The sequence below is a fragment of the Lactococcus sp. NH2-7C genome, from assembly GCF_029953655.1.
Taxonomy (GTDB): domain Bacteria; phylum Bacillota; class Bacilli; order Lactobacillales; family Streptococcaceae; genus Lactococcus; species Lactococcus lactis.
On record NZ_CP124538.1, the window covers coordinates 366,850 to 393,057 of the forward strand.

A 26,208-nucleotide genomic window follows, 5' to 3' on the forward strand; every position below is an offset into this window, starting at 1 on the left:
ATATGTCATAAATAAAGCAAAAACATCTGCCAGAAACCTAGCAGATGTGTCCTAAAATGCCTTAGCAACTTACTGACAGTTCTGTCAGTAACTTTTAAGGATAATATTTCTTGTTCACAACCTTGCTAGCCTCTCTGGACTAGATTAAAAGTTTTATTGTTTATTAGTTTAGCAAAATAATTGAGCTTTTACAAGTTTTAAAACACTTTTCCTTAAGAAATTAATTAAAGTAATTTTTGGATTTCTTCTTCCATTTCTTTAGGTTCCGTTTTTGGCGCAAAACGTTCAATAACATTTCCTTCTCGGTCAATTAAAAATTTTGTGAAATTCCATTTAATCGTCCCGCTAAGCGCCCCTTTTGCTTCTTTTTTCAAAAATTGATAAAGGGGATGTGCTTCTTTACCATTGACTTTAATTTTTTGAAACATGGGGAAAGTGACTCCATAATTTAACTGACAGAATTCATTGATTTCCGAATTTTCGCCAGCGTCTTGATTAGCAAATTGATTACAGGGAAAGCCTAAAATTTCTAATCCTTGGTCTTTATAGTTTTCATATAGTTTTTCAAGTCCTTCAAATTGCGGTGTAAAGCCACATTTACTTGCAGTGTTGACCACAATTACAACTTTTCCTTTATAATCAGACATTGAAACAGTTTCACCGTTCATTTTAACGGCACTAAAATCATAAAAATTCATTTGATTGCCTCCGTGGCTTTTATTTAATTATTTTATTGACAACACCGATTCTGTCAGTAAAAATTTATGGCCGTCAGTAAAATTTTACTGACAGAAATTTTATCGCTTACTTCTTAACTAATTTTAGTATAACAAATATTGATTTTTAAGCCAAGAACTTGAATTTTATGTTAAACTATTTTTATGAAATATAAAACTCGACGAAGAAAACCAAATCGACGTCAATCCTTGTTAAAACAGCTCATATTTATTTTCTTAATTATTTTAGGAATCTTAGTCTATAATAAAATTTTTAATAATCAAGCACAAAAGCCATCTGAAGCACAACTTCAAGAAATTAACGAACACAAATTCATCAAAGAAATTGCTCCACTCGCTCAAAAATCACAAAAAGAAAGTCAAGTACTAGCTTCTATCACCATTGCTCAGGCTTGTCTTGAGTCTAATTTTGGCAAAAGCGAACTTGCAAGCAAATATCATAATCTTTTTGGTGTCAAAGCATCTGGTGATGTGCCAAAGGTTTCACTTGCTACGCAAGAATATGAAAACGGTCAGTGGGTCACTGTCCAAGGTGTTTTCCGTGTTTATCCTAATTTTGCTGACTCAGTTTCGGCACACACCCAGCTTTTCCTTTACGGAACAACTTGGAATTCTAAACAGTATGCTTCGGTTCTTAGTGCGACTGATTATAAAACTGCTGCTAAAGCCGTTCAAAACTCTGGCTATGCAACAGACCCCACTTATGCTGACAAACTTATCGATATGATTGAAACTTATCATTTAAATCAATATGATAAAAGTTCAAGTATTTAAAAATCACTGACAGAATTTTTGTCAGTGATTTTTTCTAAAATTTTAATGTTTTTCAAAAACGCCTTTAATTGACTTAAGAATTTCCATACAGATTACAGCAATTACTGCAAGCCCTGCTGCTACAATCCATTGAGACCAACCAAAAGCAGCTGGAATTGAGAAAATTTCTCTGAGGAATGGAAGAGTAGTCAAGCTGTATAAAACAAGACAGAAAGTCACAGCCATCAAAACGTATTTATTCGTTGTAAAACCAAGTTTTAAAATATTTTGTGAATTTGAACGTGCAGCAAAAGTTTGCAAAGTACGTGCCAAAATCAAAGTTGTAAAGGCCATAGCCACACCCATTTCAGGTGAAATTTTTTGTCCAACATATTGCGAAATAATCGCCGCAATCCCAATCAATGAACCCCGAATCAAAATAACCCGCATTAACCCATTGGCAAAGATTCCTTCATTTAACTGACGAGGAGCTTTTTCCATAACATCTGGTTCTGCTTTTTCCATCCCCAAGGCAATTGCTGGGACAGAGTCATTGACCAAGTTAATGAATAAAAGTTGCAAAGCAGTAAATGGATTCACCCAACCCACGACCAAGGCAAAGACAATCGCAATAATCGCTCCTAAGTTTCCAGAGAAAAGGTAACTAATTGATTTTTTGATATTATCATAAACCACACGACCAATTGATACAGCGGAAACAATTGATACGAAATTATCATCAGTCAAAATCATACTTGACGCATCTTTTGCTACATCTGTTCCTGAACCCATTGCAATCCCAATATTAGCTTGTTTCAGGGCAGGAGCATCATTTACACCATCACCAGTCATCGCGGTTACTTGATGCTCATTTTGCCAAGCACGAACAATCCGAATTTTATTTTCAGGAGACACACGAGCATAAACCGAAATCTTTTCTAAGTTTTCACGAAGTTCATCCTCAGTCAGCGCATCAAGTTCTTGACCAGTGAGCGCCATATCTCCTTCGTTCATCAAACCAATATCTTTGGCAATTGCTTGTGCTGTCGTTTTGTGGTCACCCGTAATCATAATCGTTTTAATGCCAGCCTTTTTAGCTTCGGCAATAGAATCATAAACAGCTTCACGAGGTGGGTCAATCATTGCTGACAGACCAATCAGAATCAAATCATTTTCGTCAGTAAGTGTGAGTTCAGTCTTATTATCACTGACAGGTTTGTAAGCATAAGCTAATACACGAAGCGCTTTTTGACTGAAAGCTTCATTTTGAGCTTGAAATTTCTCTTTCAATTCAGGAGTAAATTCTTGCACTTTTCCATCCAAGAAAACTTGATTACAGCGATTAAAGAGTACATCTGGGCCCCCTTTAACAAAAATTGTCTTCTGACCTTCAAAATCATTGATTGTACTCATTAATTTACGCTCTGAATCAAATGGAAATTCAGCCAGACGTGGTGATTTTTCTCTTAATTCTTGATATGGATAGCCGATTTTGTCACTGTAAGCAATTAAAGCCACTTCAGTTGGGTCCCCCAGTGCTTGACCTTCTTGTAAAAATGATGAATCATTACAAAGCACCATTGCATTAAGTAACAATTTTTGGTCTGCTTGTGATAAGTCCGTCAGTTTTTTACTGCCTTTCGTTGGCAAGTAAGAATCAACAACGGTCATTTTATTTTGCGTCAAAGTTCCGGTTTTGTCAGTACAAATGACTGAAGTTGAACCCAATGTTTCTACAGCTGGCAAATTACGCATAATCGCATGCTGTTTTGCCATTTTATTTGTTCCAACAGATAAAACAATTGTAACAACTGATGAAAGAGCTTCAGGAATTGCAGCAACCGCAACTGCAACTGCAAACATGAATGAATCAAGAACAGCCTTTTGCATATCAGCCGTTTGATTTGTCGTAAAGAGTCTCAGAATTTGAACAGCAAAAATTAAAGCACAGAGCGCTAAAATTGCCCAACCTAATTGTTTACCAAATTTTTCCAATTTTTGTTGAAGTGGCGTTTGTTTAGCTTCCGCAGTTTCCAACATTTGAGCAATTTTACCAATCTCGGTTTGCTCAGCAATTGCTGTTACAAGAAAATCTGCTCGTCCATAAACAACAAGGCTTGAACTGAAAACCATATTCTTACGGTCACCAAGTGCAACTTCTCCCTCAATGACATCTGAAAATTTTTCAACTGGCTCTGACTCACCTGTCAGCATACCTTCTTCAACACGTAAGTTTTGAACATCAATTAAACGTCCATCTGCCGGAATAAAATCACCGGCCTCAAGCGAAACAATATCGCCGACAACAAGCTCACGCGCAGGAATTGATGTTTTCTCTCCATTACGTAAAACTTTAGCTGAAGGTGCCGACATCTGTCTCAAAGCATCTAAAGAACTTTCTGCTCGTTTAGTTTGCACAACCGCAACCACTGAATTAATCATCAAAACAATGAAGATAACAAGTGATTCAACAAATTCCCCCAAGAAAAGTTGGACAAAGGCAACTAAAAGTAAAATGATAACCATTGGATCTTTCAAAGTATCAATGAAAAGTTCCCAAGTTGATGTTTTTTTCTTTTCTTTCAACTCATTGAAACCACCTTTAGCTTGACGATTTTCAACTTCTTTTGGACTCAAACCTTCGAATTGACTTTTTGTTTCCTCTAAAACTTCATTGACGGATTGATTGTAAGGTTGCATAATGATTCTCCTTTATTTCTAACTGATATCATGCGAGGTTTGACAAAAAAAGACCTCTGCCAGATATCAAAACTGGCAAAGGTCTTGCTAAACATACAAAGTATGTCAACAAAGCCGGTGAGAATCTCACGAATTGACGACTTTGTTTCGGTCTTACCGACGCTACTCCCCTTTGGAATATTTAAGTTACTTTCATTTTATTAAAAAAGGACTTTTTTGTCAAGTTATTTTCTTATTTTTTAAATACAAATCTATGATTATGATTGATTTCTAATAAATTTAATAGCTTCTCGATTCTGTTCTTTTAAATCAATCCCTTGGGCTTTAGCTGCAAAAATACATCCACAATAACATTGACGATAAACATCGTATTCTTTACACATCTCTATAGAACGTTTATAGCCATTATTCTTCTTAAAATCACTTGGAAGATAATTTACATCATAAATCTTTTGAATATCAAGCCCAATTTCATTAATTAATTGACTATTCTTCTTTGGTGATAAAGTCAAAGCACTACCAAAGTAGTCAAAACCAAGTTCTAAAGCCTTCTCAGCAACAATATCCAATCGCATTTCAAAACAAGAGGTGCAACGTTTTCCGCCCTCAGGTTCATTTTCTAAATGTTTTTGACGAACCATTTGTAAGAAAACATTTGGTTCATATTCGGCAGCAATAAATTGAACATTATTCCCTGTCCGTTCATTAAAATCTTTTACAAATTGTTCTTGAACCATCTTTCTTCTTGTATATTCAGTTGACGGATGAATATTTGAATTAGCAAAATAAATCGTCACATCAGCTGATTGCGTAAGGTATTCTAATGAATAAGTACTACAAGGAGCACAACAAGAATGGAGCAAAATTTTGGGACGAACAGAATCTCTTTCCCAACTTTCACGAACCTTTTGAAAAACACGATCATAATTTATTTTTTGATTAGGATTCATTTTTTCAATGATATTTAAACTATTTTCCATCATTATATCCTTAAATTCTCTCTATTTCTGTCAATTATTATATCACATTTTGAAATAAAAAATGGCCTCTTTTAAGAGGCCACTATTGGTTATTATATCTGTTAAATCAAATTCTTGGAAATTTGAAAAATCTAAGAGATATTGGATAAGATAATTCTACCCATTTTCGAGTTTGCTTTCAATACCATTTATTGGTAACTTTTGTTAATCACAAAAATAATCTACTCACTAAAAGAACTATTTTTTCTTCTTCTCACTAAACTTATTTCCAATTTTTTATTTTTACTTTTTATAAAAGCCGTAAAAGTTAAACTTGAACCCCCGGTTATTAACCAAGTTTCCCAACCATCTTTAGCTTTAAATCTGGCAAATATTGAAATTTCTTTAACTATTTCTTTCCAGAATTCCGTCACTACTTCTTCCACTTCCATGTGTGAATTTGAATAAAAATGAGCACTAATTATTAATAAAAACAAAATAGCCCAACCAATTATATAAGGCCAATTCTTTTTCATCAAAATAATCGGACGTTGATATTTATCCTCTTTTCCCTCATCTTTAAATTCAACTTTTGAAGCTTGCAGCCATCCCACGAAAAATGATAAAAAGAATAATATAATAGCCACCATTATATTTTCTTCACCCCAAGTCATCGTGATAAAAAACATCAATGTTGAATACAAAGGCAAAATAATTAATTCAAGTCTGCTAACTTTTTCAAATTCGAACGAATGTTTTGATAACCTAAAAGCCAAATAAAATAATAGGATATAAGATCCAATTTTTAACATAAATACTCTTTCAGTATTATATCCTAAAAATCAAAATGATTCTCAAACTTTTGAATGATTTTCATAAAAAATGACCTTAAACAAATTTCTGATAAGCTCAAAAATTGTTTAGATCATTTTAAAAACTGTCATTTATTGAACCATGGAAGTATCCATATAAACTTTAGATATAATTCTGTAACCAGTCTCATTATTTACATCTTTAATTTCTAAATTACCATCAGAATTAATTCTAAATTCGTTAATTAATGTTTTACTAGCATTATCGGCACCACCATTAGCAGAAGGTGTATAATCAATTTTAAAAACCTTCACATTTGCGATATTTCCATCAGCAGCTGTTTCTAAATCATAGACCACATCAATCCCTGGTTTCACCCCCTTTTGTTCAAATAAAGCATCTTGAACAGCCACCACCCACATATTTAATTGATTTGTTGTTAATTGATTTTGTTTAATCTCTGGAAAACTTTGTGATACAACTTTCATTGCCGGATAATGTTCAAAGTCAATCGCTTCAAGTTCTCCTGAACTATTAACTTTATAAGTGTTAACGGAATCAATTTGTGTCGCAGTATAATCTAATTTTGCTTGATACAAATTATTATCACTTTTAGAAACAGTAATTCGAAGAGGATGAGTATCTTGCATTTGATTGCTCTGCGTGATTGCTACCCATTGCTCAAATTGATTTTCAGTTAAATTTTTTGTATCCACACTCAACTGCCTTTGAGTGGTTTCTTCTTGACTGCTACTTGATGATTGGCTGTTTGAACTTTTCTGGCTTTCTTTTGTTTCACTAGTTTTTGAAGTCATTTCCTTTTTTGAGCTACTTTTTAAACTAGAAGCATTTGTTTTTACTCCACCAGTTTCATTATGTTTTACTAATGCAAAGCTTACTCCACCAATAAGTAAAACCGCCGCCGCTCCAATAGCAGCAAATTGCCTTTTTGTTAACTTTTTCATCTGATACTCCTCCTAAAATCATTCTAGCTTAAATTAACCTAAAAATCTATTATTTAGATGTATTTCTTTGTATTTTTTTGATACAATTCTTTTAGGAGATTATATGAAAAAATTATATCTGCATTACTTCCCTTTGTTTTTTAGCAATCTGTGGAACTAAATCAAAAGAAACTACTTCAACATCAAAGGATAGTCAATCTCTTCTAGTCCTTCAATTTCACAATCAGCGGAGAAAAAGATAGAATATCCTGCTTCATTAAGCAACTTTTCAAATGGAGATTATTCTAACTTTAATTGCCTCCATAAGAGTACTGCAATAGTTATATCCTTATTAGTGCTGACAAAATCGGTTATTACTCCTCTAAACAAGAAACAATTGGGTCAGTCATCGCAAATAAAAGTACTTATCAATCTAAAACAGAATCTGCTCCATAAAGCTAATAAACTCTTTTCTATAACAGAGTTTACTAGCTTTTTTTGCTATAATTATAAGTATGAATAAAAGCAGAATAGAGGCGCTTACCGACGGAATATTTGCCGTAGTAATGACCTTAACAGTTTTAGAATTTAAAGTTCCTAGAGATGGTAATCTTTTTTCACCGAATGTGTTGCTTATGCTTCTTATCTATATCACTACTTTTGTTGCCCTTGCTTCCATTTGGAACTCACTGCACCATGTAATGACATTTATCAAATCAAATAAAGTTGATGAGTTGATTCTCTGGTCTAATCATTGGATTCTACTTATTGTTTGTCTCTTTCCCTTTTCAACTGTTGCACACGCAGAACATCCGAACTCTTTGACTGCAAGTTTAGCCTATGTTTCAACCTATTTAATTCCTTGGATTAGTTTGATTGTTTTCAGTCAAATAATTTATAAACAATACAATGGGAGTGCTACTCTTCGAAAGAGAAATCTGGAAAGAATTAAAATCTTTCTAGTCTTTTTACTACCTGGGGCTCTGATATCACTTGTTTGGCTTTACGCTCTACCAATAGTGACTATTTTAATGGCAATCAATTGGGGAAGACATAGCAATTTTGATTAAGCGTCTAAACAGCGCTTTTTTTATTACCATTTTGCAATTTATAGATTTCTTGACTCCCAAAAATTTATTTCTGAAATATAACTGAGTATTTCCTGAAAACTGACCTTACATAAACGTAAGTCGTACGTTCTATTTTCTATATTAAAATAGATAAGTAAAATATATTTATTGTGAGGTACTTTTTTGAAACAACGTTTTGGTTTATCTGGCTATCAACTTAAAATAATAGCAATCATATTCATGCTACTTGACCATATATACCTAGAAGTTCTTATAAAACTTCCTGGGATACCCGATTTTTCTATCTTAGATATGGCATCCCGATTCGTCTCTCCTCTCTTCTTTTTTCTAATGATTGAAGGGTTCTTTTATACCCGAAGTCGCAAAAAATATCTAACACGCCTTCTAGTTGCTGGAGCAGTAATGGCCCTAGGAAATTTAGTCATACATTATCTCATGAATGTCTCCATAAGCTTTTTTACTATCCTTAATCCAAATATCTTTCTGAGCTTAGCTTGTGGTTTTGCTGCTGTATGGCTCCTTGATACTATTATAGAAAAGAAGAAAATATTGCTGATTTTTCCGCTCATTCTCGTTTCAGCTCTTTCAATATTTACAGAAGCAAGTTTAGTTGCTCTAATCCTTCCATATTTAATGTACGCATCACGTAAAAGTGGAAAAAATTGGATTCTTCATATTGGTACACTACTTCTATCAGTCTTTTTTCTTCTACAGGCTTTTTCTTTTGACACTTCAATTCCGCTCTGGCAAAGTATTTCTCTTAACCCAGAATTCCTAATCATCACCGTTCTTCCTTTTATTTACCTATACAATGGCAAAAAGGGTGGTCGCTCTTCAACCTTTGAAAAATATTTTTTCTATGGTTTTTACCCAATTCATATCTGGATTTTATTTATTATTGGTCACTTACTAAACCACTAAATAAATTTGAAATAAAAAACGCTAATCTAAGCGTTTTTTTATCTTAAAAAAGTTAATTTTAAATTCAAAGCGATAGCAAAAGAACTATTAAAGTTACAAGAGCCGGTAAAGCTTGCACAAATAATATTTTCTTCGTCACTGTCAAGGCACCATAGATTCCAACTAAGATGACAAAAAGCATCGCAATAATAAAAACGGAAGTAGCTGCATGTATTATGGCTAATACTATAATCATCAAACCAAAACCAAGATTATAAATTCCTTGGTTGAAGAGCGCAACCTGCAATGTCTTATTTTTTAATTCAGATTCATCAAAACCAAAAGCATCAGCTTGTAACTTTGTTCCCCCAAACATCTCAATAAAACCAAACAATAAATGCTCTATTCCTAAAATAATTATTAAAATAAGTGATATCATAAATTCTCCTCAATTAGATTATATCAGTATAAATTAGATATAAAAAATAAAAAGACCTATCACTGATGAAAGGTCTTTTTACTACAAACTGATTCTTATCCTTGAACAATAGTTACTCCACAAGGGGCATGATTTACAACGTAATTAGTCGTAGAACCTGCAAGTAATCTATCAAATGCTCCTGCTCCTGTAGCTCCCATAACAATCAAGTCAATATCATTATCTTTAGCATACTGAACAATTTCTCGCTTTGGAGAACCTGATAAAATTTGAGTTTTGAAATTAGATTCAGCTGGAATAATAGAGCCTACTTTGAGTAAAATATCATTTGCCAACTTATCCAATCCTGGAGTCTCAACAATACCATAGTTAGCAATACCATAATATCGCACCAAATCTTTAACAGTCAACACTATTAATTCTGCCTGGGACCATTGAGCTAACATAACTCCTTCTCGAACTGCATTGTAAGATTGGTCAGAACCATCAACAGGGACTAATATTTTTTTATACTGTTTCGCCATAACAATACCTCCACCTTTTCTTATAATTTTATTATAATACTATAGCTAACAAAATGAAAGCGATAAGCAAAGTGTTTTTATGATAGGTGAGTAACAAAGAATCTTGATAAAAATCAGTAATTACTTATTCATTTTTATACTCTTTAAGCTCTTCTTCTTTGAAATATAATTGTTGACTTGCGTTAAATCTATCTGAGTTTCGAGATTTGTTTTCAGCGACTAACATTCCGATAATTACTTTATAATTTTTTCTAGTAAACTTACTAACTGTCCAATTTTATACTTCATTTCCGCTCCTTTTAATAGCTAAAATAAATCACTTTCCAATCAGCTTAACTTGCTCTTTTATTAAATCTCTCGTTTTTCTAAACTTCTCTAAAATTTCTACTTCTGTTCCTAGAGCACGAGCTGGATCTTCTAAGTTCCAATGCTCATGATTAATCTCTTTAGGAATCATCGGACATTTATCTAAAACATCTCCACAAAGAGTAACAATTAAATCGCTCTCATTAAAATATTCAATATTAATAAATTCTGATTGCTGGCTCGAAATATCTATACCATCTTCTGCCATCACTTGAACAGCACGAGAATTTAATCCGTGCATTTCTATCCCCGCAGAACGAACTTCCCAACCCGTTAGAAATTTATGACCATAGCCTTCTGCCATCTGAGAACGACAAGAATTACCCGTACAAAGAAAATACACCTTTTTCATAATGATGCTCCACTTCCTTTTTTATTAACTTATTATATACTATTTTAGTTTCTTATGTGTAACTATTATTTGTTTTCTAATTTTAAAAAAATTAAAATGAAACCCCATTATTGGCTCGCATCTTCTGGGGAAAACGTATAGTACAATAGAAGGAAGAGGATATAAAATTCACCTCATTTTAAAATAATTAAATAAGGATACAATTCCTCAAAAAATATTAGAAATTTAAAAATTGAAAGTCTCAAGGATGATTAGTTTCTTTTTCTATTTTTATTATAATATTTACCTCAGTTCGTAAAACTATTTAGATATCTTATTAGTCCATGTTGATGTCAGTGGTTTCTTGTCGCCATTTGTTAACGACAAACTCTAATATACGGTGTTATAATAATTAAGGCCAAAGCAAACCATTTTATTGACTATATTTACAATCTATTTAGCATTTTCTTTTCATAACCAAAATCCGGCCAATTTTGAAATTATTTCTTCTACTATTTTGTTGTCTAGTAGGAGTTTTTTATTTAAATCGTAATTCATTCAATAAAAAATAAACCGCTCTATTGAGCGATTTATTAGTCGATAGGATTCTATAAAATCCGTACAATGGAGGCGAGGGGAGTTTTTAAAACACTATTATAAAAGAGCTAGCAAGATTTCTCCCTCTTTTTTTCACTCTTCGTTTATTTATGGTTCTTGCTGGACTCGAACCAGCGACCGAACGGTTAGCTACCATCTGAGCTAAAGAACCTAGTATGACAATCTGCAGCACATATCTTGGTTATTATATTAGATATATGTGGACGGAACTGCAGATTATCAAAGATACTGTAAAAGAAATCAATTTCTCATCCACTAAATATATTATAACACACTACTATAAATAATTGACAATTGTCTAAAAAATTGATAATATTTAAATTGTTAGTACCTCTTATTTTTGTATATACGAAATTTTTTCTGAATTTGTACTAACACTCATCATCCTCTAGTTGGACTCCTTGAAGTCATCCGACTAGAGTTTTTTTATTTGAAAAAAGCCACTCCGAAGAGCAGCTTAATTTTAGAAATGGGATGAAATCTCACAAACATCCCGACTATATTATAGCACAAAAAAAGCGCCCCACGATAGTGAGGCGTCTAGGCAAATATGCAGTGAGTATTTCATGGATTAAAATACTCAGTGATTATTTACGGTAACTAATTATAGCGCTATCATTATTTTTTGTCAAGAAAAAAGCGCCCCAGTTAGGAGAGGGACGCTAAAGAGTAAATTTATGAAAAATTTATTTTTGGAATAGGATAATTATATTCTTCTTTTCTTAAATGAGACAAAAAGAAAGCACTCCAATGACGGTTGGAGCGCTTATGCAAAACTATCTATATTTTTATTATACACTGTAAGCGTTTTTCATCAAAACAATACGCTCAATAAAATAAAAAAGCCCCGGAGGGCGAGAATATTATCTGGTTGATAAATAGTCAGGGTTTAAAGTTAGAAGTAATTGTTCGTTAAGCATTTCGTGATTTGGTTCAATTATCTTTTGATTAATTTCAGCAAAAAGTTCATCACATACATCAGGTCTATTTCTACATAATGAATCTTTTGATATGACCAAATCTTTTGATATATGAAATTCTTTATCCAAGTCTATCAAGGTCTTCTTAGAAAATGGGTTTCTATTTATATCAGCTTCTTCTACTATGGAATTATTCACAAGAGTTAATAATCTAGGCTTATAAGTTTGAGATTTTACAAATAAAGCTTCCTTATCATTCCCAACACAAATGTACATGTGAATTACTCTAGCTAATCCAGAGGAGATGTCAGGAAATGGGACTTTCAAATTAATTACATCTTTTTCCTTAATCAACGAGAAGACCTCCGTCTTCTTCGATTTTAATATATACTGGGTTTAGTAGATTTTTATTATTACTTAGCACTTCCATAGTATTATAATGTTCTTCCGTAAGTGATGAATAGTCTTCTTTAGATACCACAAATCTCTTATCCTGCATAACAATCACGTGGTATTTTTTAAATTCTTCTGGCCTACTAAAACTTAATTGGGATAAAATATCTAAATCTTTTTCTGTTATATCGCCTTCGTAAATAGGGATTTGTTTTATACCATTATCAATTTCATCTCTTTTAGATTTCCACATATCAAATACATGAGTCAGTTCAGAAAGTTCAGTATCTGTCATTGATTCAATCAGGAACAATGATTCTTCTGCATTTTCGCAGTCTATGTGTTTCGGATCAATTTTTTCTAATTCGTTTATAAATTCTGTTTCGTTGTGTACCATATCACCATACACTTTGCTAAAAACCGGACCATTAACATAAGCTTTTAAACTATCTAAGGTATAGTCTTTATCGGCAACTTTTTGGAACATTTCGTAAAAATAAAGAAATTTTTGGACTTGTAAATTCGTTAAAGTTTTTATATTTTTGGTACTATTCAACCAAGCTAAAGCATCTAAGTGATTTTGTGAAGTATAAAGCATATGTACCTCCTTTTTATTTAGCTATTTTATATTTAATAAGAGTATACCACATATTCATGCATTTTCAAAACATATGACAAACTTGTTTATTATACCATAAATCTTCGTAAAAAAATATGGTATTTATTAATTATAGTTTTTTTAATGTTTATGTAACAAAAAAACACCCGCCGAAGCGGGGGTTAATTCATACTTTTGTTAATTTTTTAACTTGGTCTTTTATTAAATCTCTAGTTTTTCTGAACTCTTCTAAAATTTCTTCATTTGTTCCTTTTACTCGAGCTGGGTCTTGTAAATCCCAATGTTCGTGGTTTACTCCTTTAGGAATCATTGGACATTTATCTAATGCATCTCCACATAGAGTAATAATTAAATCACAACTATTAAAGTAATCCATATCAATAAGTTCAGATTTCTGTTGAGAAATATCAATATCTTCTTCTGCCATAACTTGTACAGCTTTTGGATTTAATCCATGAGTTTCTATACCTGCAGATTTCACTTCCCAATCTTTTAATAATTTATGCCCATATCCTTCCGCAATTTGTGAGCGGCAAGAGTTCCCAGTACAAAGAAAGTAAATTTTTCTCATAATATATTCCCTTACTAAATTTTCTTAATATATTATACCTTAATTTATGATTTACCATAACAAAAAGCCCTGACCGAAGTCAGGTTTAATTTTATTTCCAAGCAACTTCTACTGTTTTTTGATTGATTGCTTGCATGAAACGGACATACCAAGGGGCATCTGTCCGCCAACTATACTGTTTCAAGTCTTTTCCTGTTGTCTCTTTATAGATTTGACGAATAATTTTAAGTTGATCTTCATGAGACAAAGCAACTACTTTATTTCCATCATAGTAATAAATAGTTCCTTGCGTTTTTCCTGTTTTTGCATCAATAATTTGATATGTAAATTTCATAAGGTCATCATCCTCCAATTGTGAATTAGTATTTGAGTTGTTGTTATTTTGTGATGTAGAACTTCCACCAGCCAGTTGCTTCCATTGATTAGCGTTGATATAAGCTAAGTTTAAATCAAGCTGTCCGTTCCAGTTCATTAAAGTTCCTGATGAACTGTACTGATGAATCGCTGCTGAACTCCAAGCGCCATATCCTTTGCCATCTGACCAAGGTTCTGATTGATAGCCTGTAGGACTTGTAGAAGCATATTGAGCAACCCACAAAGGAGTATTTCCTGAGGTAATGCTCCAATTAAACTGACGAGTAACTTCTGCAGACATGTAAATCATTGGATTGATGCCAGTTTTTTCTTTTACACGATTCAAAAATTGACGAGCGCCAACATTCCCCCATGCATTAATTGCCCCAGCTTCAAAGTCAAGATTTAGTAGTGCTTTACCAACATAGTCTTTAATAGTACTGATAAAGAAGTCTGCTTCAGAGATTGGATTTCCAATACCAGCAAAGTGATATAATCCTAGTAACTTACCAGCCTGTAAAGCTTGTTTTGCTTGTTCTTCCCACGTTGGATTTATATAATTTGTACCCTCAGTAGCCTTGATAATTACAAAATCTGAGGGGACAATGCCAGTATCAAGCTCAGCTTGGTAGCTGGAAATGTCATATCCATTCATACTAACCTCCTATTCTTCAGTGAGTCCTTCTGTTCCATTAATGATTGGTTCTACAAGATTAGCCAGTTCTTCAGCATTGGTAGAAATATTATCCGCTGTTTTAGACACTGATTGAGCAACTTCAGACGTGGCTTGCGCAACATCTTTAATTGTTTTAGCTGGGTCAGCAGTAAAGTTCTTTTTCAACTGGGCCAAAGAAGCTTCAATTTGAGCTTCAATCTGAGCTGGATTAGCCTTGATTTTAAGATTCTTAGCTTCTTCTGTCACATAGTTAATGGCTTCAGATAACTTTTCAGGATTCTCATTGAAGTTTTTCTGTGCCCAACTTACCGCTTGATTGGCCACTTTAGCCAGAGCATCCATGTCTTTTGTATTGCTATGTTTTTTAGCAGCCTGTGAAATGAAGTAAGTCACTATAGAACCAGCTAAGGTTAAAATACCGCTAAAGATTGTCATTAAATTTTGATCCATTTTATTTTTCCTCTTTTTCTTTTTTATATTTTTCATAAACACTGTGGAGGTAATGATTTCCTCCCATTTCTTCGTATTCATCAAAAATACTTCCAACAATTTGCAAACCATAATCTAAAGTTACTGCTTGCATAAATTCAATTCGTTTAATTTCTTGCCGCATGACTAGCAATTGTTCTTCTTGCGCCTTATCTCGCTCATCTTGCCTTTTATTGAGTTTTCGATAGCCTAGAGCTACAATTCCACTTGCTGAAACGATAGCTGGCCAATAATTGATAATATCTCTTATAAAATAGAGCGTATCATGAATTAGTACCTCCATAACCCCTGCTTTCTAATTCAAATATTTAGCAGAAGCTTCTAGTGCATTATCAATCAGAGTTTTTAACTCAACTGATGAATTAGTAAAGTTTTTAATTTTCCCTCCGTCAATTAATTCAATATTTATTGTTCCTCCACCAGTAGAATTGATACTAAAATTACATCTTGCAATCAATTCATCAACCTCATTATAAACTTCATAATATTGAGTATCTCCTGTATTTTTTGTTGCCATGTTTATTCCTTTCTATGTGAGTTCAAAAGTTTGTTGGAAAGTATATTTTTGATTTGCTGCTGCTCCCAATATTGTAATTAATCCACCGCCACTACCATACGTCCCATTGATTTGGATATGCTTATCATTAGTATTCGTTGTTGCGAATGCGATAGCAGTTAGCATAATACTGTTATAAGGTGCATCTTTAGCTGGAAGAGTTCCTAAAGTAATATTACCTGCTGTTGTTACCATCGCATCTACTACGGATAGTGTAATTCTATTACCTTGTCGTTTATATTTAGTATAGGTCCCAATTGAAGTCCAATCAACGTCAGTAGAAAGGGTAAGCCCTTTGGATGTTAATGTAGCAGATTCAGTAGCATTACCAACATATAATCCCATCTCATTATTACCAATTTCAATGAGTCTAATATTGGAAATAATATCTTGATTTTCACTTAAACGTTGGAAAAATAAACCCGCAATTGCATCAAATCCCATAGATTGAGTATATTGAAATACGTTATCTAAGGTCATTGTTTCAGAAATATTGATTCCTCGATAATTAATAACACTATTACCAAGATATTGATGGTTACCTTGAGCAACGAATCCATAAGAAATATCATTTGTGATACTTCCAGCTTCAACATCTCCAAGGGTTGCAGTTACAGCAGAAAGTTCTGTAATTGTCGCAGTATCAATATTTGCTAGTTTAATAGCTGCAGTATCAATCATTGCGTTTGTAATCCATGCATTTACTGCTTGTATATTCTGCGGATTTAATAACCAAATTTGCCAAGCTGTACCGTTCCATACATAGATTATATTTGATAAAACTGTGATACCTGTAGCGTTCAATGGTTCTATTCCAGTATATTGCCATAACATATTTAAAAATTTAGTTGTTGGCTCTGTATTTTGTTGTATTACTTTACCTGGGTCACCATCGCTTCCAGCAGGTCCGACTGGACCTTGCGGCCCAGTCGCTCCAGTATTCCCTTGAGGACCTTGTGGGCCTGTTGCTCCATCTTTCCCGTCATTTCCCTTAAATATAGTCCAAGGAGCATATTTAGCGGGGTCTGTGGATGCTGTAGATGTGAAATCTGAATACTGACCGATGTAGCTTGGCCAGTCAGCAGTTGTGACTTCACTAGCTGAGGGCATCCATGGAGTGGCGGTTGAGCCTTGTTCTAGTTTAATTTCACTTATAAACAAAGTACCAAGAGTTGTTGTTAATTCCCCAAATATCCCGAATGTATCGGAAGCGCCTCTGACTAATCCCTCGACTTTATAAGTTTTTGGAATGTTACTGTTGTTTGTAACAGTAACAGCTTGCGAGGTGTTGACGGAGCCCATTTTAATATTTAGAGAACTTTCTAAAGAATAGGCTTTAATATAGACTGAATATTTTTGCCCAGTTGGAATGGTAGAAATGCCTGCTGTGTAATATGTACGGTTTAGAGAACCAGCTCCATTAAATTTAACTTTAAAATAGCCGGTTATATCGTCTTTTGAAATTGTAGTGCCATCTGTATTCCATTTGGAACTTATTGGTTTCGCAAATTTCCCATCTTCTATTAAATTCAGATTCGGATAAACAGTGGTGAAACCGTCCGTGCCGTCTGCGCTGTAAGCATAAGCAGTATGAGTTATTGTCCCATCATTAACGTTACTTATAGTGAGGCTATTGCTTGCTACTATCGTCATCAGTCACCTCCGCCCAAATTTCAATAATTGGGGTGGAGATACCATAAGTCCGCCAGATTTGTTCAATCACATCACTTGCGTTTGTTGCTTCAAAGCTAACTTGTGTAATTTCTCCACCAAGTTCAACATTGGCATAAAATGTACTTTTCATTATTGATTCACCTCGCATGTATATTGAGCTTTGACATTGATATCAGAAGCCGCAACACTAATTGTTTTACCAGTTTTATATTGATTGCCTGTACCGCCAAAATTAGCATTTAATACGCCATTTTGGTCACGTTGAGACCATTTATAAGTATAGGTTTTTCCATCTGTATCAATTTCAGCACCAGATTGAAATACTCGGCAAGTAAGTGTTGTTGTACCAGAACCGTTTTTAAAAATGCTACCTGCTGTACTATCAATCGTACAAGTTAATGGGTCTGTATAATCAAGAAGAGTACATATACCACTAACTGACGTTCCGGCTGTACCGCCTGCTTGGTCAATGATAACTGCCTTAAAGCTTTGCGAGTTCGTAACAGCTGCTGGTATAACTGTTAATATTCCTTGAGAAGTTGTATTCGTACCCGCTGCTACATTGGGAATTTCACCAGTTGTAGATGAAGTACATAAATGCCATCCTAATCCAAGGTTTGAGTTATAACCAGTTGAACCAGTTGTAGTTACAGTACTGTCTGCATAACCGAAGAATATTTGCTTGTTTCCTGCAGAAAGTTGCCCTCCTTTATATAAATCGGCGTTAACTGTTAAGCTTGCAGGCATAGAATTGTAGAACGCTCCACCATTTCCAGCATAAACATTCGCAAGAACAGCCGATTTAGCAAGTTGTACAACAGTTAAATCTAAAACAGCTGAGAACGGAACGTTTAAACCTGTATTAGGGTCAACCCATAATCCAGAAGCAGTGAATCGTGATGCTGAGTTAGCAATTGGAACATTGACTTTTGTTGTCAACACACTATTTGCACTTCCGCTCATATATTGAGTATCAGTATTAGTGGTTGATGTGATAGTTGTTGTTGTGGCTCCATCTGATCGTGTCCAGGTAATAGTTCCTGAAATACCACTAACAACAGAAGTAGAACTTCCTGCTTTAGTAAGGTTGAGTGTTAACACTTGTGGAGTAGTTGCATAACTTGGTGACCATGTTTGAGCTGTTGCATCATAAGTTTGAGTAGTTACCCCACTTGCTGTGATGAAAGCATTAAGTTGCATCCCATCTGATAAATCTGTGATTGTGATTTGTCCACTTGAGACAATTGACATATTTTATTCCTCCTATTAATTAAGTGGCTCTGCAGTGCAATCAAATGTAGCTCTCTGCCAAACATCACTATTTGTAATTGTAATTGATTTCCGACTTGTTTGATGAGAAAGATTCCAAGCGGTATCTACTGTTCCGTCAGCGTTAGTTTTAGACCATATATAAGCAAATTTTGTCCCATCACTATCAATTTCTTTATTATTTTGATAAAGTATCGCAGTGAAAGTTGTATTAATGATATTATTTTTAAATTGATAGCCATTAGATGAATCAATAACTAGATTAATCGGGCTAGTTCCATCATCCACATTAGTGATAGTCACCGACTGACTTGCGACTACTTTACCCGCAATCGTCGCCTTAAAGCTATAAACTGCTTTATCCACCACCCCACTTGCATCAACTGTGATAGTTTGAGTTGGAGCAACAACCGTTCCATCTTTCGACCATTCGTAGCTGTCAGCGATAGTTTCAGTTGTTGCAGATCCTTTATAGATATGAGCTGATAAAGTAGTTGATCCAGTTCCGTTTTTGAACTGAACTCCATTTGAAGTTGCTATGTCAGCGAAATACGGTGTAGCATCATTGACTAACTGACTGACAATCGCTTTGATATCAGAAGAAGCCTCGCTCTTTAGCTTTTTATAATTTGAAAAAACAATTTTATTATTAGCAGGGTTTGTATCTGATGTAATGATTTCAGAGACTCTTGCAGATAAAATTAGACCAACATTGCCATCAATATCCATGTAGTTATCATCTTGGATAATAACTGTATCTCCTTTTTGGAGTGGTCTACCATCTCCAACAAGTTGATTAACTAAAGTAGATGATGGAGTAACGGTATATGTGATTTGTTTGTAGGCATATTGCTTAAATTGACTGACAATATAACCCCACATATCATTGGCGTTTTTATATTCAGTGGTTCGGTCTGAGTTTGTCCAAATGTCACCCTTGTCTGTTTTCAATTGAGAAGGGAACATTTTGGCAGATAATGGAGCATAAGCTATTTCAGAACCACTTCTTTTATAGAACTCTTCTACACCATCTGAATTTTTATAACTGAAATCATAATTTTTCCAACTAAAACCGTCAGCACCAGTCATATAAGCGGCGTTAAAAAATCCGTCATCACTCACATCTACTTCAACATCCTCGATGTTTTTACCAAATGTTAGTCTGACATCATCACGCTTTGTTCCCACACCTTGAGCATTTTGACCGTCATTTTCTTTATAGATATTTAGAACAACAGTTCCAAGAGAACCATCATTATTTAAAGTCGTCACAAAATCAAATTCAGCGTTAAAATTATTGATTACCGAAATAAGTCTTGATAATTTAGGTTCTTGCGCATCATAATTAATCACTCGTGTTAGATTTGAAACTTCGTTGATTCCAATAGTAATTTGAGTTCTAGAGATTAAGCCCATTTGGTCAAAGTACCATTGAATATTATGGCTTGCAGTATTCGTTAATGGATTTGCTTGCTCATTAATAAGTTCTCGGTCTAACGAAACGCAGAAAAAGGAAATTTCAGTACTTGTTTCATGAACTGATTGCTCGGATGAAGGAGTCATCAAATAATCTCGACCATTTTTTCTGAAGCTAAAATAACTTTGATCACTTAAGAATTGTGTATAATCCTGTAGTTGATTATTAATCACTTTAGCAACTGTAAAACTAAATGTAGTTGCTCCTTGTTCTAAATAGTCATGAAACTCATCGTTATAATAACTAGGTGCATTGGGAAGTTCATTACTTAAGATTGCTACTTTTTTTAATGAACCATTTAAAACATTAATGAGCATTACAAAATCCTTTCTTTCCATGATATTTCAACGTTTGGTGGTGTATTATTCCAAGAGGATTGAATGATTTTTATCTGACTAATTCCAGGTGGAATACTGAAAGGTTCTGTTCCATTTACTACCTCTGTAATGGCTGATATTCCATCTTTGGATACATTACCACTAGCCATATCAATTTCAACGACTGAGCCATTTTTATAGCGATTTGGTAAGTCATTCCATGTATTAACAAAGTCTTTGCGGCACCAAAAGTCACGAATAACCATATGTGTCATTGTTCCCCTTGGGTTAGTTGACCAGTTTCCGAAGAAGAACTTAACCTTGTGAATTGCGACATCTTCAAGTTCTGGAACTACAATTGTTTGATGACCGCCTTTCCAATAAAAACCTAGAGTCGCTCCTTGTTTGAAGAAATCCAATGCCCCTCGATTATCATTAAGCATCGTATTATTATCTTTTAATCCAGTTTGTTCCCCATTATTTGCGACATAAGGAATGTTTTTCCACTCTCCTTTGTTAGGCCCGCCAATCCAAAAACCAACGGTACCGATATTTCCTGTTTTATCATCCTTTAGCGTTCCATAACCAGCCACAAACTCATCATTTTCATCAGTGAATAGAATTTGCATGACTCCAGTTTGACCAAGAACAGTTGTCCATGTAAATAATCTGAACCAAGCATAGAAATTAACTGCACCAGAATCACCATTTGAATCTGGTGGTAACACAAGCTCTGTCATCCCCCCACGAAAGCCTGTCTGACTTCCAGGATCAATCAACTTAACACCCTTCATTGTTTTCTGTTGCCCATTGGAAGACTTATAATTATATTCTTGATACCCAATTGTTCCATTTGTTCCTGCACCAGCCCATTCTGGATGTGGTTGACCTGCGGCTGATACAAACTGTGAAAAAGTAGGATCAGTTTTACTATCATAAAGAACATCGCTATGCTGGATAGTAACACCATCAACTTCTTCTCGATTACCTAATTCTAAAGCTCCCTTTAATCCTATAACTGCGAAATATCCATTGTCATGATTATTGGTAAGCTTTAAATCTATCCAAGTCGGTAATGTTCCTTGATTATTAATTGTGATATCAACCGAACCATCATCATTAGGAGTGATAGAACCATCAACTCCCCCTGAATTATCTGAGTTTAAAACATTAGTATATGTCGAATAAGCATGCCCTTCTGGGACTATAAATGTAAGAGTTCCAGATTTATTTTCCGTTGAGAATGATTGTTCTCCGTCTGGCAATGCATACCAGACTTTATTTGGTTCATCTTCAAAAACTAAACCTAAGGTATTTTCCGAATTGATATAACTTGCTAACCTTTGCTTGTTTGCATTTATCTCATCAAAAAAAGTTCCTTTTATCAAATAATCAAAAGAGATGTTTCTTGGCCCACGAGATGATGTGATGACATCAACGCCTTCTTTTTTAGCTTGCGTATTATTAGTCCATCCTGAGCCGATGTCACGTTTTATGTTAGTGACACTTTCAAACAAATCTGAAAGAATGTTATCTCCATAAGTTACTTTAATAACTTTGCTCATTGGTTCCTCCTTCCGTTTACGATATTATTGATCGATTGGTTAATAGATTGTTGTTTTGTAATTGGTGCTGTTAAGGCTCTTGCAGCCTCATTTTTGTCAAATACTGCAATTGCTGGACGATTTGCTAAAGATTGAATTGCTTTAATAACATCATTATTAGTACCACTATCTAGAATAGCTTTTAAAATAGCACTCAACAGTCCAGTATTGTCAACAACTGGAGTATTAACTACTAACTGTTGTTGAACTGCTCGCATATCTCTAAATATTTTCGCATTAGCTGGAATACCACCAGTCCCATCGGCATATTTAGGGATAAGTTGAGCTGTTTTGCTAGCTTTTAAAATTTTCGTTCCTCTAGGCAGCGGCATTGTCACATCTCGCCCTTCTGGAATAAAACTTACTCCATTAGGCAAGCTGATTAACTCCTTGTAAGTTGGCCCTTTTTGGTCATTAACCATAGCAAGTCCGCCCGGATGGTATGGTGTACCTTGAGCGTTGTTTGTTTTATTTATGATTAAATCAATTGTTTTTGAAGTCGGAATATCACCTAAGAATCCACTCAATGTTTTTCTTGCTCCACTGTCATTGGCATTTAAATCGACAGTTTTCCCAAGGAAATTATTTTGTATCCATGAATTAGCTGAATTAACACCACTTGCCGTTTGGTTGCTTGCTAATAATTTTTTTGCATCTGCAGGCAAATTATTCCATTGCAGAATTGCATTAGTAGCCCCTTCTTTTTTAGCTAATACATCAAAGTTATTAGCGAGCATTTTCTTAACATTCTCAGGCATTGCATCCCATGCTTTTAACGCACTTGCGGCTGCACCTTTTTTGTTTTGGAAATCAGTATCATTACCAAGAAGCTTTTTAACATTTTCTGGCATAGAGTTCCACGTATTCAATGCTTGAGCTGCGTTTCCTTTTTTACTCAAAAAGTCGGTATCATCACCTAATAATTTTTTAGTTTGAGCAGGAAGTGTATTCCAACCAGTTAAAGCTTGTTGGGCCGTTTCTTTATTTTGTAAGAAATCTTTATTATCACCAAGAATTTTCTTTACAGAATCTGGCATTTCATTCCAAATTTTCATGTTTTGTCTACTATCAGCAATAGCAAGCAACCCCTGTTGATTATTGACAACCAAATTCTTTTGCTCAGGAGAAAGCTGGTCCCATTGGCCACTTGCAATTAAAGCTTCTGCGACTGTAATTCTGGCATTCGTTGTTAAATTAGCGTTCTTCAAGATGAACTGCATATTATCCCAACCTTCTTTAGATTTAACAGCTTCTGCTATAACTTCAGGAGCATTTGTTTTGATTTCACCAGTTTTAGGGTCAAAAATAATACTATTCCATGCATCGTTGGCTTTTTTGGCATCGTCTGACATACCCGTTGTATATTTTGCTAAGAGTTTGCCATTATCTCCTAACTTCTTGCTTGCATCTCCAGCTTTAGCCAAAGCCTCATCAAATGATTCACCATATAAACCCATTTCTGCTTCAGCATTTTCACGCCATTCTTTGTAACCAGCTTCACCTAATTTAAGGTTTCCTCTGATTACATCCTCAGCTTTAGCGACAGCTACTCCATATTTGCTTAGTTTGTCAACACGTTCTTGTTCTGCTGCAGCCATATTTTCGTTATAGGTATCTTGAGTGATAATGTGACCATCAAGCAATTTTTTCTGGTCGGCGGCTTGCTGATCGTATTCTTTATTCGCTTGTTCTCTCATCCCTCGCATGTCATTAATAACTTGTTGAGCTTGAGATTTAGACATGTTATTGAACTCGCCATTGAGAGCCTTCATTAAAGTATTCTTTTTATCACCCGTTATTTTAAGTGCGTCAGCTTCTGATTCGAAAATCACTTTCATATTCGAACTTACACGAGCTTGCTCATCAACTGTCAATGCTCTATTTTTTTCGTCACGTTTGTTGGCATTGATATAAACTTGAGAAATATCATTTGCAGCAGCTTCTACAACAGACTTAGCACTTTCACCCCTTTTTTTCATTTCAGCAATTTGGTCAGCGGTATAACCCGTTCGTTTCATTGCATCTTCAAGTTCTTTAGTTGATTTGTCAATATCACCTTTTGTTCCTTCGGAAAGTGAATTGATAGCATCTTTCACTTTTTGGGCTGAATTCTGGCTTCCGGTACCGAACTCTTCCATCGCAACTTTGGCTTTGTCAATCCTATCTCTAAAATCATCTATTTTATCAACAGTTTCTTTTGGAACTTCAACTTGGCCAAAGAACTTAACTCTATCTTTTGCTTCATCTACAGCTTTGCTTACGCCGATAATTAACCCCGCTAGACCAGCTACACCTAATGCACCTACTGCAACTGGACTTAAACCAGCTAATATTGGAGAGATTCCAGCTAAGGAAGCAGATAGTCCACTACCTCCAGCTATCGCAGCAGTTGCCCCTCCTGCTTCTGTAGCAATTCCTCTAAGTGCAAGTTCGCCTGCCCCTTTTGCTCCAATTCTAGCTAAACCTCCAGTAACTCCCGAAATAATACTTGTTAATCCACTCAAAGCTTTCGCTGTTGGAGCAACTGCGGCCGCTGCTATTGCCATTTTAATGATGAATTGTTGAGTTTCTGGGCTTAGTTTTGAAAATGAGCCTGCTAGATTATCTATTTCCTTAACAACTGGAATGATTGAAGGCAATAGTTTTTGACCTAAATCAATGGATAACACTTCCAAAGTCGCTTTAGCTTTATTAAAAGCATTCTTATCAGAATTATTCATTTGGTCTGCGAGCTTTTTAGTATAACCAGTCGCATTTTGAGTTTCTTTGGTTAAGTTGCGTAATGCATCTCCGCCTTGGTTAATTAGCACGTTCATACCTGTTTGAGCTTCTACACCAAAAGCTTTAGCAACTAATGAACTTTTTTCAGCATCTGTCATACCTTCAGTATGTTTTTTGATGGTATCGAGCATATCAGGTAAACCGATATTTCCTTTTTTCCACTCATCGATATTAATGCCAAGTTCTTCAAAAGCTGCCGACGATTGTTTAGTAGGTTTTAACAAGCGAGATAGAGCGCCACGAAGTGATGTACCAGCTTTTTCGCCTTCGATACCATTATTTGAAAGCAATCCTACTGCAGCAGCAGTTTGTTCAACATTCATACCCAAAGAGTGAGCAACGGGCCCGACATATTCCATTGCTATTCCCATGTCTTCAAATCCTGCAGATGTTTTATTAGCTACAAATGTCAAACTATCAGTTACACGTTGGGTATTTTTCATCATGGATGCTGTATCTTCAGTCTTCAAACCAAACTGTTCAAGAATGGCAGTTGACGCAGACATTACTGTTCCGAAATCTTCCCCTGAGGCTCTTGAAGCATCTAATACCGCAGGCATGGCCCCAACGGTTTGATTAAAATCATAACCGCGCTTAATCATTTCTTCCATACCATCATTGATAGATGAGGTATCGATACCGTATTGTCTAGCCCATTGTTTAGATTTATCTGATAAAGTATCCATTTGCTTAGAAAGAACACTTGCTGGTGTTCCATCTGATAACAAAGCTTGGATTTCAGTCATCTTACCATTGAAATTAGTTGCTGCTTGAATTCCTTTTGCAAATACGGCAGTGACTGCTACTGAAGCAGGAGTAGAAACAGAAGCAATCGAATTTAATCCACCACTTACTTTTTGAAATCCTGTCGATAGCTTAGGTAACAGAGATGTTTGTTTATACTGTTCCTCTGCCGCTAACTTTAACTGTGATTTAAATTGAGCCATCTGAGCGCTTGCTCGAGAAATATCAGTCGCATATTTTTGAGTACTAGAGCTTGCTTTCCCATCAACAAGTGAACCATTGTAAGATTTTTTTAGTAAATCTAATTGCCTTTTTTGTGCCTCAATAGATTTTGTTAGAACTTCCATTGGGCTTTTAACTCCGTCAACACCTTTCCCAAATGTTGAAAATGAGGTTTGAGAAGTTTTTAAATCATTTTTTAAGGCGGATAATTGCTTGCTAACCCCGGTAACACCCTTTGCAAAGCTGGAATCATCAAAGCCCATTTCAATTATCATTTTCCCTAAAGGTGTATCTGCCATGGCTTTCTCCTTGAACTTTTATTCTTAATTCAAGGATAAACAAAAAACGCCCTTAAAAAGTAGCGTTT

Annotated in this window: 25 protein-coding genes and 1 tRNA gene; 3 read left to right on the plus strand and 23 right to left on the minus strand. The window is 34.8% G+C overall.

The features are described from left to right. Positions 1 to 224: 224 nt before the first annotated feature. Entirely contained in the window at positions 225 to 698 is a 474-nt protein-coding gene (locus QJV49_RS01675; RefSeq protein WP_225511511.1) for a glutathione peroxidase, read from the minus strand. Between the two features lie 183 nt (positions 699 to 881). On the opposite strand from QJV49_RS01675, the gene QJV49_RS01680 reads away from it, so the two are divergent. After that, positions 882 to 1,511, plus strand: a complete 630-nt coding sequence (locus QJV49_RS01680) for a glycoside hydrolase family 73 protein (protein WP_225511512.1) — start codon at positions 882 to 884, stop codon at positions 1,509 to 1,511. Between the two features lie 42 nt (positions 1,512 to 1,553). Here the strand turns inward: QJV49_RS01680 and yoaB are convergent, their stop codons facing one another. The 4 genes from yoaB to QJV49_RS01700 all read right to left on the minus strand — a co-directional run bounded on the left by yoaB (position 1,554) and on the right by QJV49_RS01700 (position 6,927). Then, on the minus strand, positions 1,554 to 4,190 hold the full coding sequence (yoaB, locus tag QJV49_RS01685) for a cation-translocating P-type ATPase (protein WP_225511513.1): 2,637 nt from the start codon (positions 4,188 to 4,190) through the stop codon (positions 1,554 to 1,556). A 257-nt stretch (positions 4,191 to 4,447) separates the two neighbouring features. Further along, a complete protein-coding gene (locus tag QJV49_RS01690; RefSeq protein WP_225511514.1) occupies positions 4,448 to 5,170 on the minus strand; it encodes an epoxyqueuosine reductase QueH in 723 nt (240 codons plus the stop codon). Positions 5,171 to 5,391: 221 nt separating this feature from the next. Then, positions 5,392 to 5,961, minus strand: coding sequence for a hypothetical protein (locus QJV49_RS01695; protein WP_225511515.1), 570 nt, complete (start codon positions 5,959 to 5,961; stop codon positions 5,392 to 5,394). Positions 5,962 to 6,093: 132 nt separating this feature from the next. Further along, positions 6,094 to 6,927 carry a hypothetical protein gene (locus QJV49_RS01700; RefSeq protein ID WP_225511516.1) on the minus strand — a complete coding sequence of 278 codons (834 nt, stop codon included), beginning with the start codon at positions 6,925 to 6,927 and terminating at the stop codon, positions 6,094 to 6,096. 494 nt (positions 6,928 to 7,421) lie between these two features. Between QJV49_RS01700 and QJV49_RS01705 the strand changes: the two genes are divergently transcribed. Further along, entirely contained in the window at positions 7,422 to 7,976 is a 555-nt protein-coding gene (locus QJV49_RS01705; protein ID WP_225511517.1) for a TMEM175 family protein, read from the plus strand. Positions 7,977 to 8,159: 183 nt separating this feature from the next. Then, a complete protein-coding gene (locus QJV49_RS01710) occupies positions 8,160 to 8,918 on the plus strand; it encodes a TraX family protein (RefSeq protein ID WP_225511518.1) in 759 nt (252 codons plus the stop codon). Between the two features lie 64 nt (positions 8,919 to 8,982). On the opposite strand, the gene QJV49_RS01715 is transcribed toward QJV49_RS01710, so the two are convergent. The 18 genes from QJV49_RS01715 to QJV49_RS01795 form a co-directional block, all read right to left on the minus strand. Further along, complete coding sequence (locus QJV49_RS01715) at positions 8,983 to 9,336, minus strand: DUF1304 domain-containing protein (RefSeq protein ID WP_225511519.1); 354 nt, start codon at positions 9,334 to 9,336, stop codon at positions 8,983 to 8,985. 95 nt (positions 9,337 to 9,431) lie between these two features. Further along, complete coding sequence (locus QJV49_RS01720) at positions 9,432 to 9,860, minus strand: universal stress protein (RefSeq protein WP_225511520.1); 429 nt, start codon at positions 9,858 to 9,860, stop codon at positions 9,432 to 9,434. 316 nt (positions 9,861 to 10,176) lie between these two features. Continuing rightward, positions 10,177 to 10,578 carry an arsenate reductase (thioredoxin) gene (gene arsC / locus QJV49_RS01725; protein WP_225511521.1) on the minus strand — a complete coding sequence of 134 codons (402 nt, stop codon included), beginning with the start codon at positions 10,576 to 10,578 and terminating at the stop codon, positions 10,177 to 10,179. A 687-nt stretch (positions 10,579 to 11,265) separates the two neighbouring features. Beyond that, positions 11,266 to 11,326, minus strand: a tRNA-OTHER gene (locus QJV49_RS01730). A 275-nt stretch (positions 11,327 to 11,601) separates the two neighbouring features. Then, on the minus strand, positions 11,602 to 11,667 hold the full coding sequence (locus tag QJV49_RS13195; RefSeq protein ID WP_230315133.1) for a hypothetical protein: 66 nt from the start codon (positions 11,665 to 11,667) through the stop codon (positions 11,602 to 11,604). Positions 11,668 to 12,038: 371 nt separating this feature from the next. Beyond that, positions 12,039 to 12,449: a hypothetical protein gene (locus QJV49_RS01735; protein WP_225511522.1), complete on the minus strand. Its 411-nt coding sequence runs from the start codon at positions 12,447 to 12,449 to the stop codon at positions 12,039 to 12,041. After that, complete coding sequence (locus tag QJV49_RS01740) at positions 12,442 to 13,086, minus strand: hypothetical protein (RefSeq protein ID WP_225511523.1); 645 nt, start codon at positions 13,084 to 13,086, stop codon at positions 12,442 to 12,444. Before QJV49_RS01740 ends, QJV49_RS01735 begins: the two co-directional genes overlap by 8 nt. A 187-nt stretch (positions 13,087 to 13,273) precedes the next feature. Further along, positions 13,274 to 13,678, minus strand: a complete 405-nt coding sequence (gene arsC / locus QJV49_RS01745) for an arsenate reductase (thioredoxin) (RefSeq protein WP_281449147.1) — start codon at positions 13,676 to 13,678, stop codon at positions 13,274 to 13,276. A gap of 91 nt (positions 13,679 to 13,769) precedes the next feature. Continuing rightward, positions 13,770 to 14,687 carry a GH25 family lysozyme gene (locus QJV49_RS01750; RefSeq protein WP_281449148.1) on the minus strand — a complete coding sequence of 306 codons (918 nt, stop codon included), beginning with the start codon at positions 14,685 to 14,687 and terminating at the stop codon, positions 13,770 to 13,772. A gap of 9 nt (positions 14,688 to 14,696) precedes the next feature. Next, on the minus strand, positions 14,697 to 15,158 hold the full coding sequence (locus QJV49_RS01755) for a phage holin (protein WP_225513202.1): 462 nt from the start codon (positions 15,156 to 15,158) through the stop codon (positions 14,697 to 14,699). A gap of 1 nt (position 15,159) precedes the next feature. Next, positions 15,160 to 15,480, minus strand: a complete 321-nt coding sequence (locus tag QJV49_RS01760; RefSeq protein ID WP_225513203.1) for a hypothetical protein — start codon at positions 15,478 to 15,480, stop codon at positions 15,160 to 15,162. A 12-nt stretch (positions 15,481 to 15,492) separates the two neighbouring features. Further along, complete coding sequence (locus QJV49_RS01765; RefSeq protein ID WP_225513204.1) at positions 15,493 to 15,714, minus strand: hypothetical protein; 222 nt, start codon at positions 15,712 to 15,714, stop codon at positions 15,493 to 15,495. 12 nt (positions 15,715 to 15,726) lie between these two features. Continuing rightward, positions 15,727 to 17,406 (minus strand): collagen-like protein, encoded by a 1,680-nt coding sequence (locus QJV49_RS01770; RefSeq protein ID WP_225513205.1) that lies wholly within the window; start codon positions 17,404 to 17,406, stop codon positions 15,727 to 15,729. Then, the gene (locus QJV49_RS01775; protein WP_225513206.1) at positions 17,384 to 17,557 is read right to left on the minus strand and encodes a hypothetical protein; all 174 of its coding nucleotides are present in this window, start codon (positions 17,555 to 17,557) and stop codon (positions 17,384 to 17,386) included. The genes QJV49_RS01770 and QJV49_RS01775 overlap by 23 nt, the downstream gene beginning before the upstream one ends. Further along, positions 17,557 to 18,678, minus strand: coding sequence for a hypothetical protein (locus QJV49_RS01780; protein WP_281449149.1), 1,122 nt, complete (start codon positions 18,676 to 18,678; stop codon positions 17,557 to 17,559). The genes QJV49_RS01775 and QJV49_RS01780 overlap by 1 nt, the downstream gene beginning before the upstream one ends. Positions 18,679 to 18,693: 15 nt before the next feature. After that, on the minus strand, positions 18,694 to 20,490 hold the full coding sequence (locus QJV49_RS01785) for a hypothetical protein (protein ID WP_281449150.1): 1,797 nt from the start codon (positions 20,488 to 20,490) through the stop codon (positions 18,694 to 18,696). After that, a complete protein-coding gene (locus tag QJV49_RS01790; RefSeq protein WP_281449151.1) occupies positions 20,490 to 22,055 on the minus strand; it encodes a distal tail protein Dit in 1,566 nt (521 codons plus the stop codon). The genes QJV49_RS01785 and QJV49_RS01790 overlap by 1 nt, the downstream gene beginning before the upstream one ends. After that, on the minus strand, positions 22,052 to 26,140 hold the full coding sequence (locus QJV49_RS01795) for a phage tail tape measure protein (protein WP_225513044.1): 4,089 nt from the start codon (positions 26,138 to 26,140) through the stop codon (positions 22,052 to 22,054). Before QJV49_RS01795 ends, QJV49_RS01790 begins: the two co-directional genes overlap by 4 nt. Between the last annotated feature and the right edge of the window lie 68 nt (positions 26,141 to 26,208).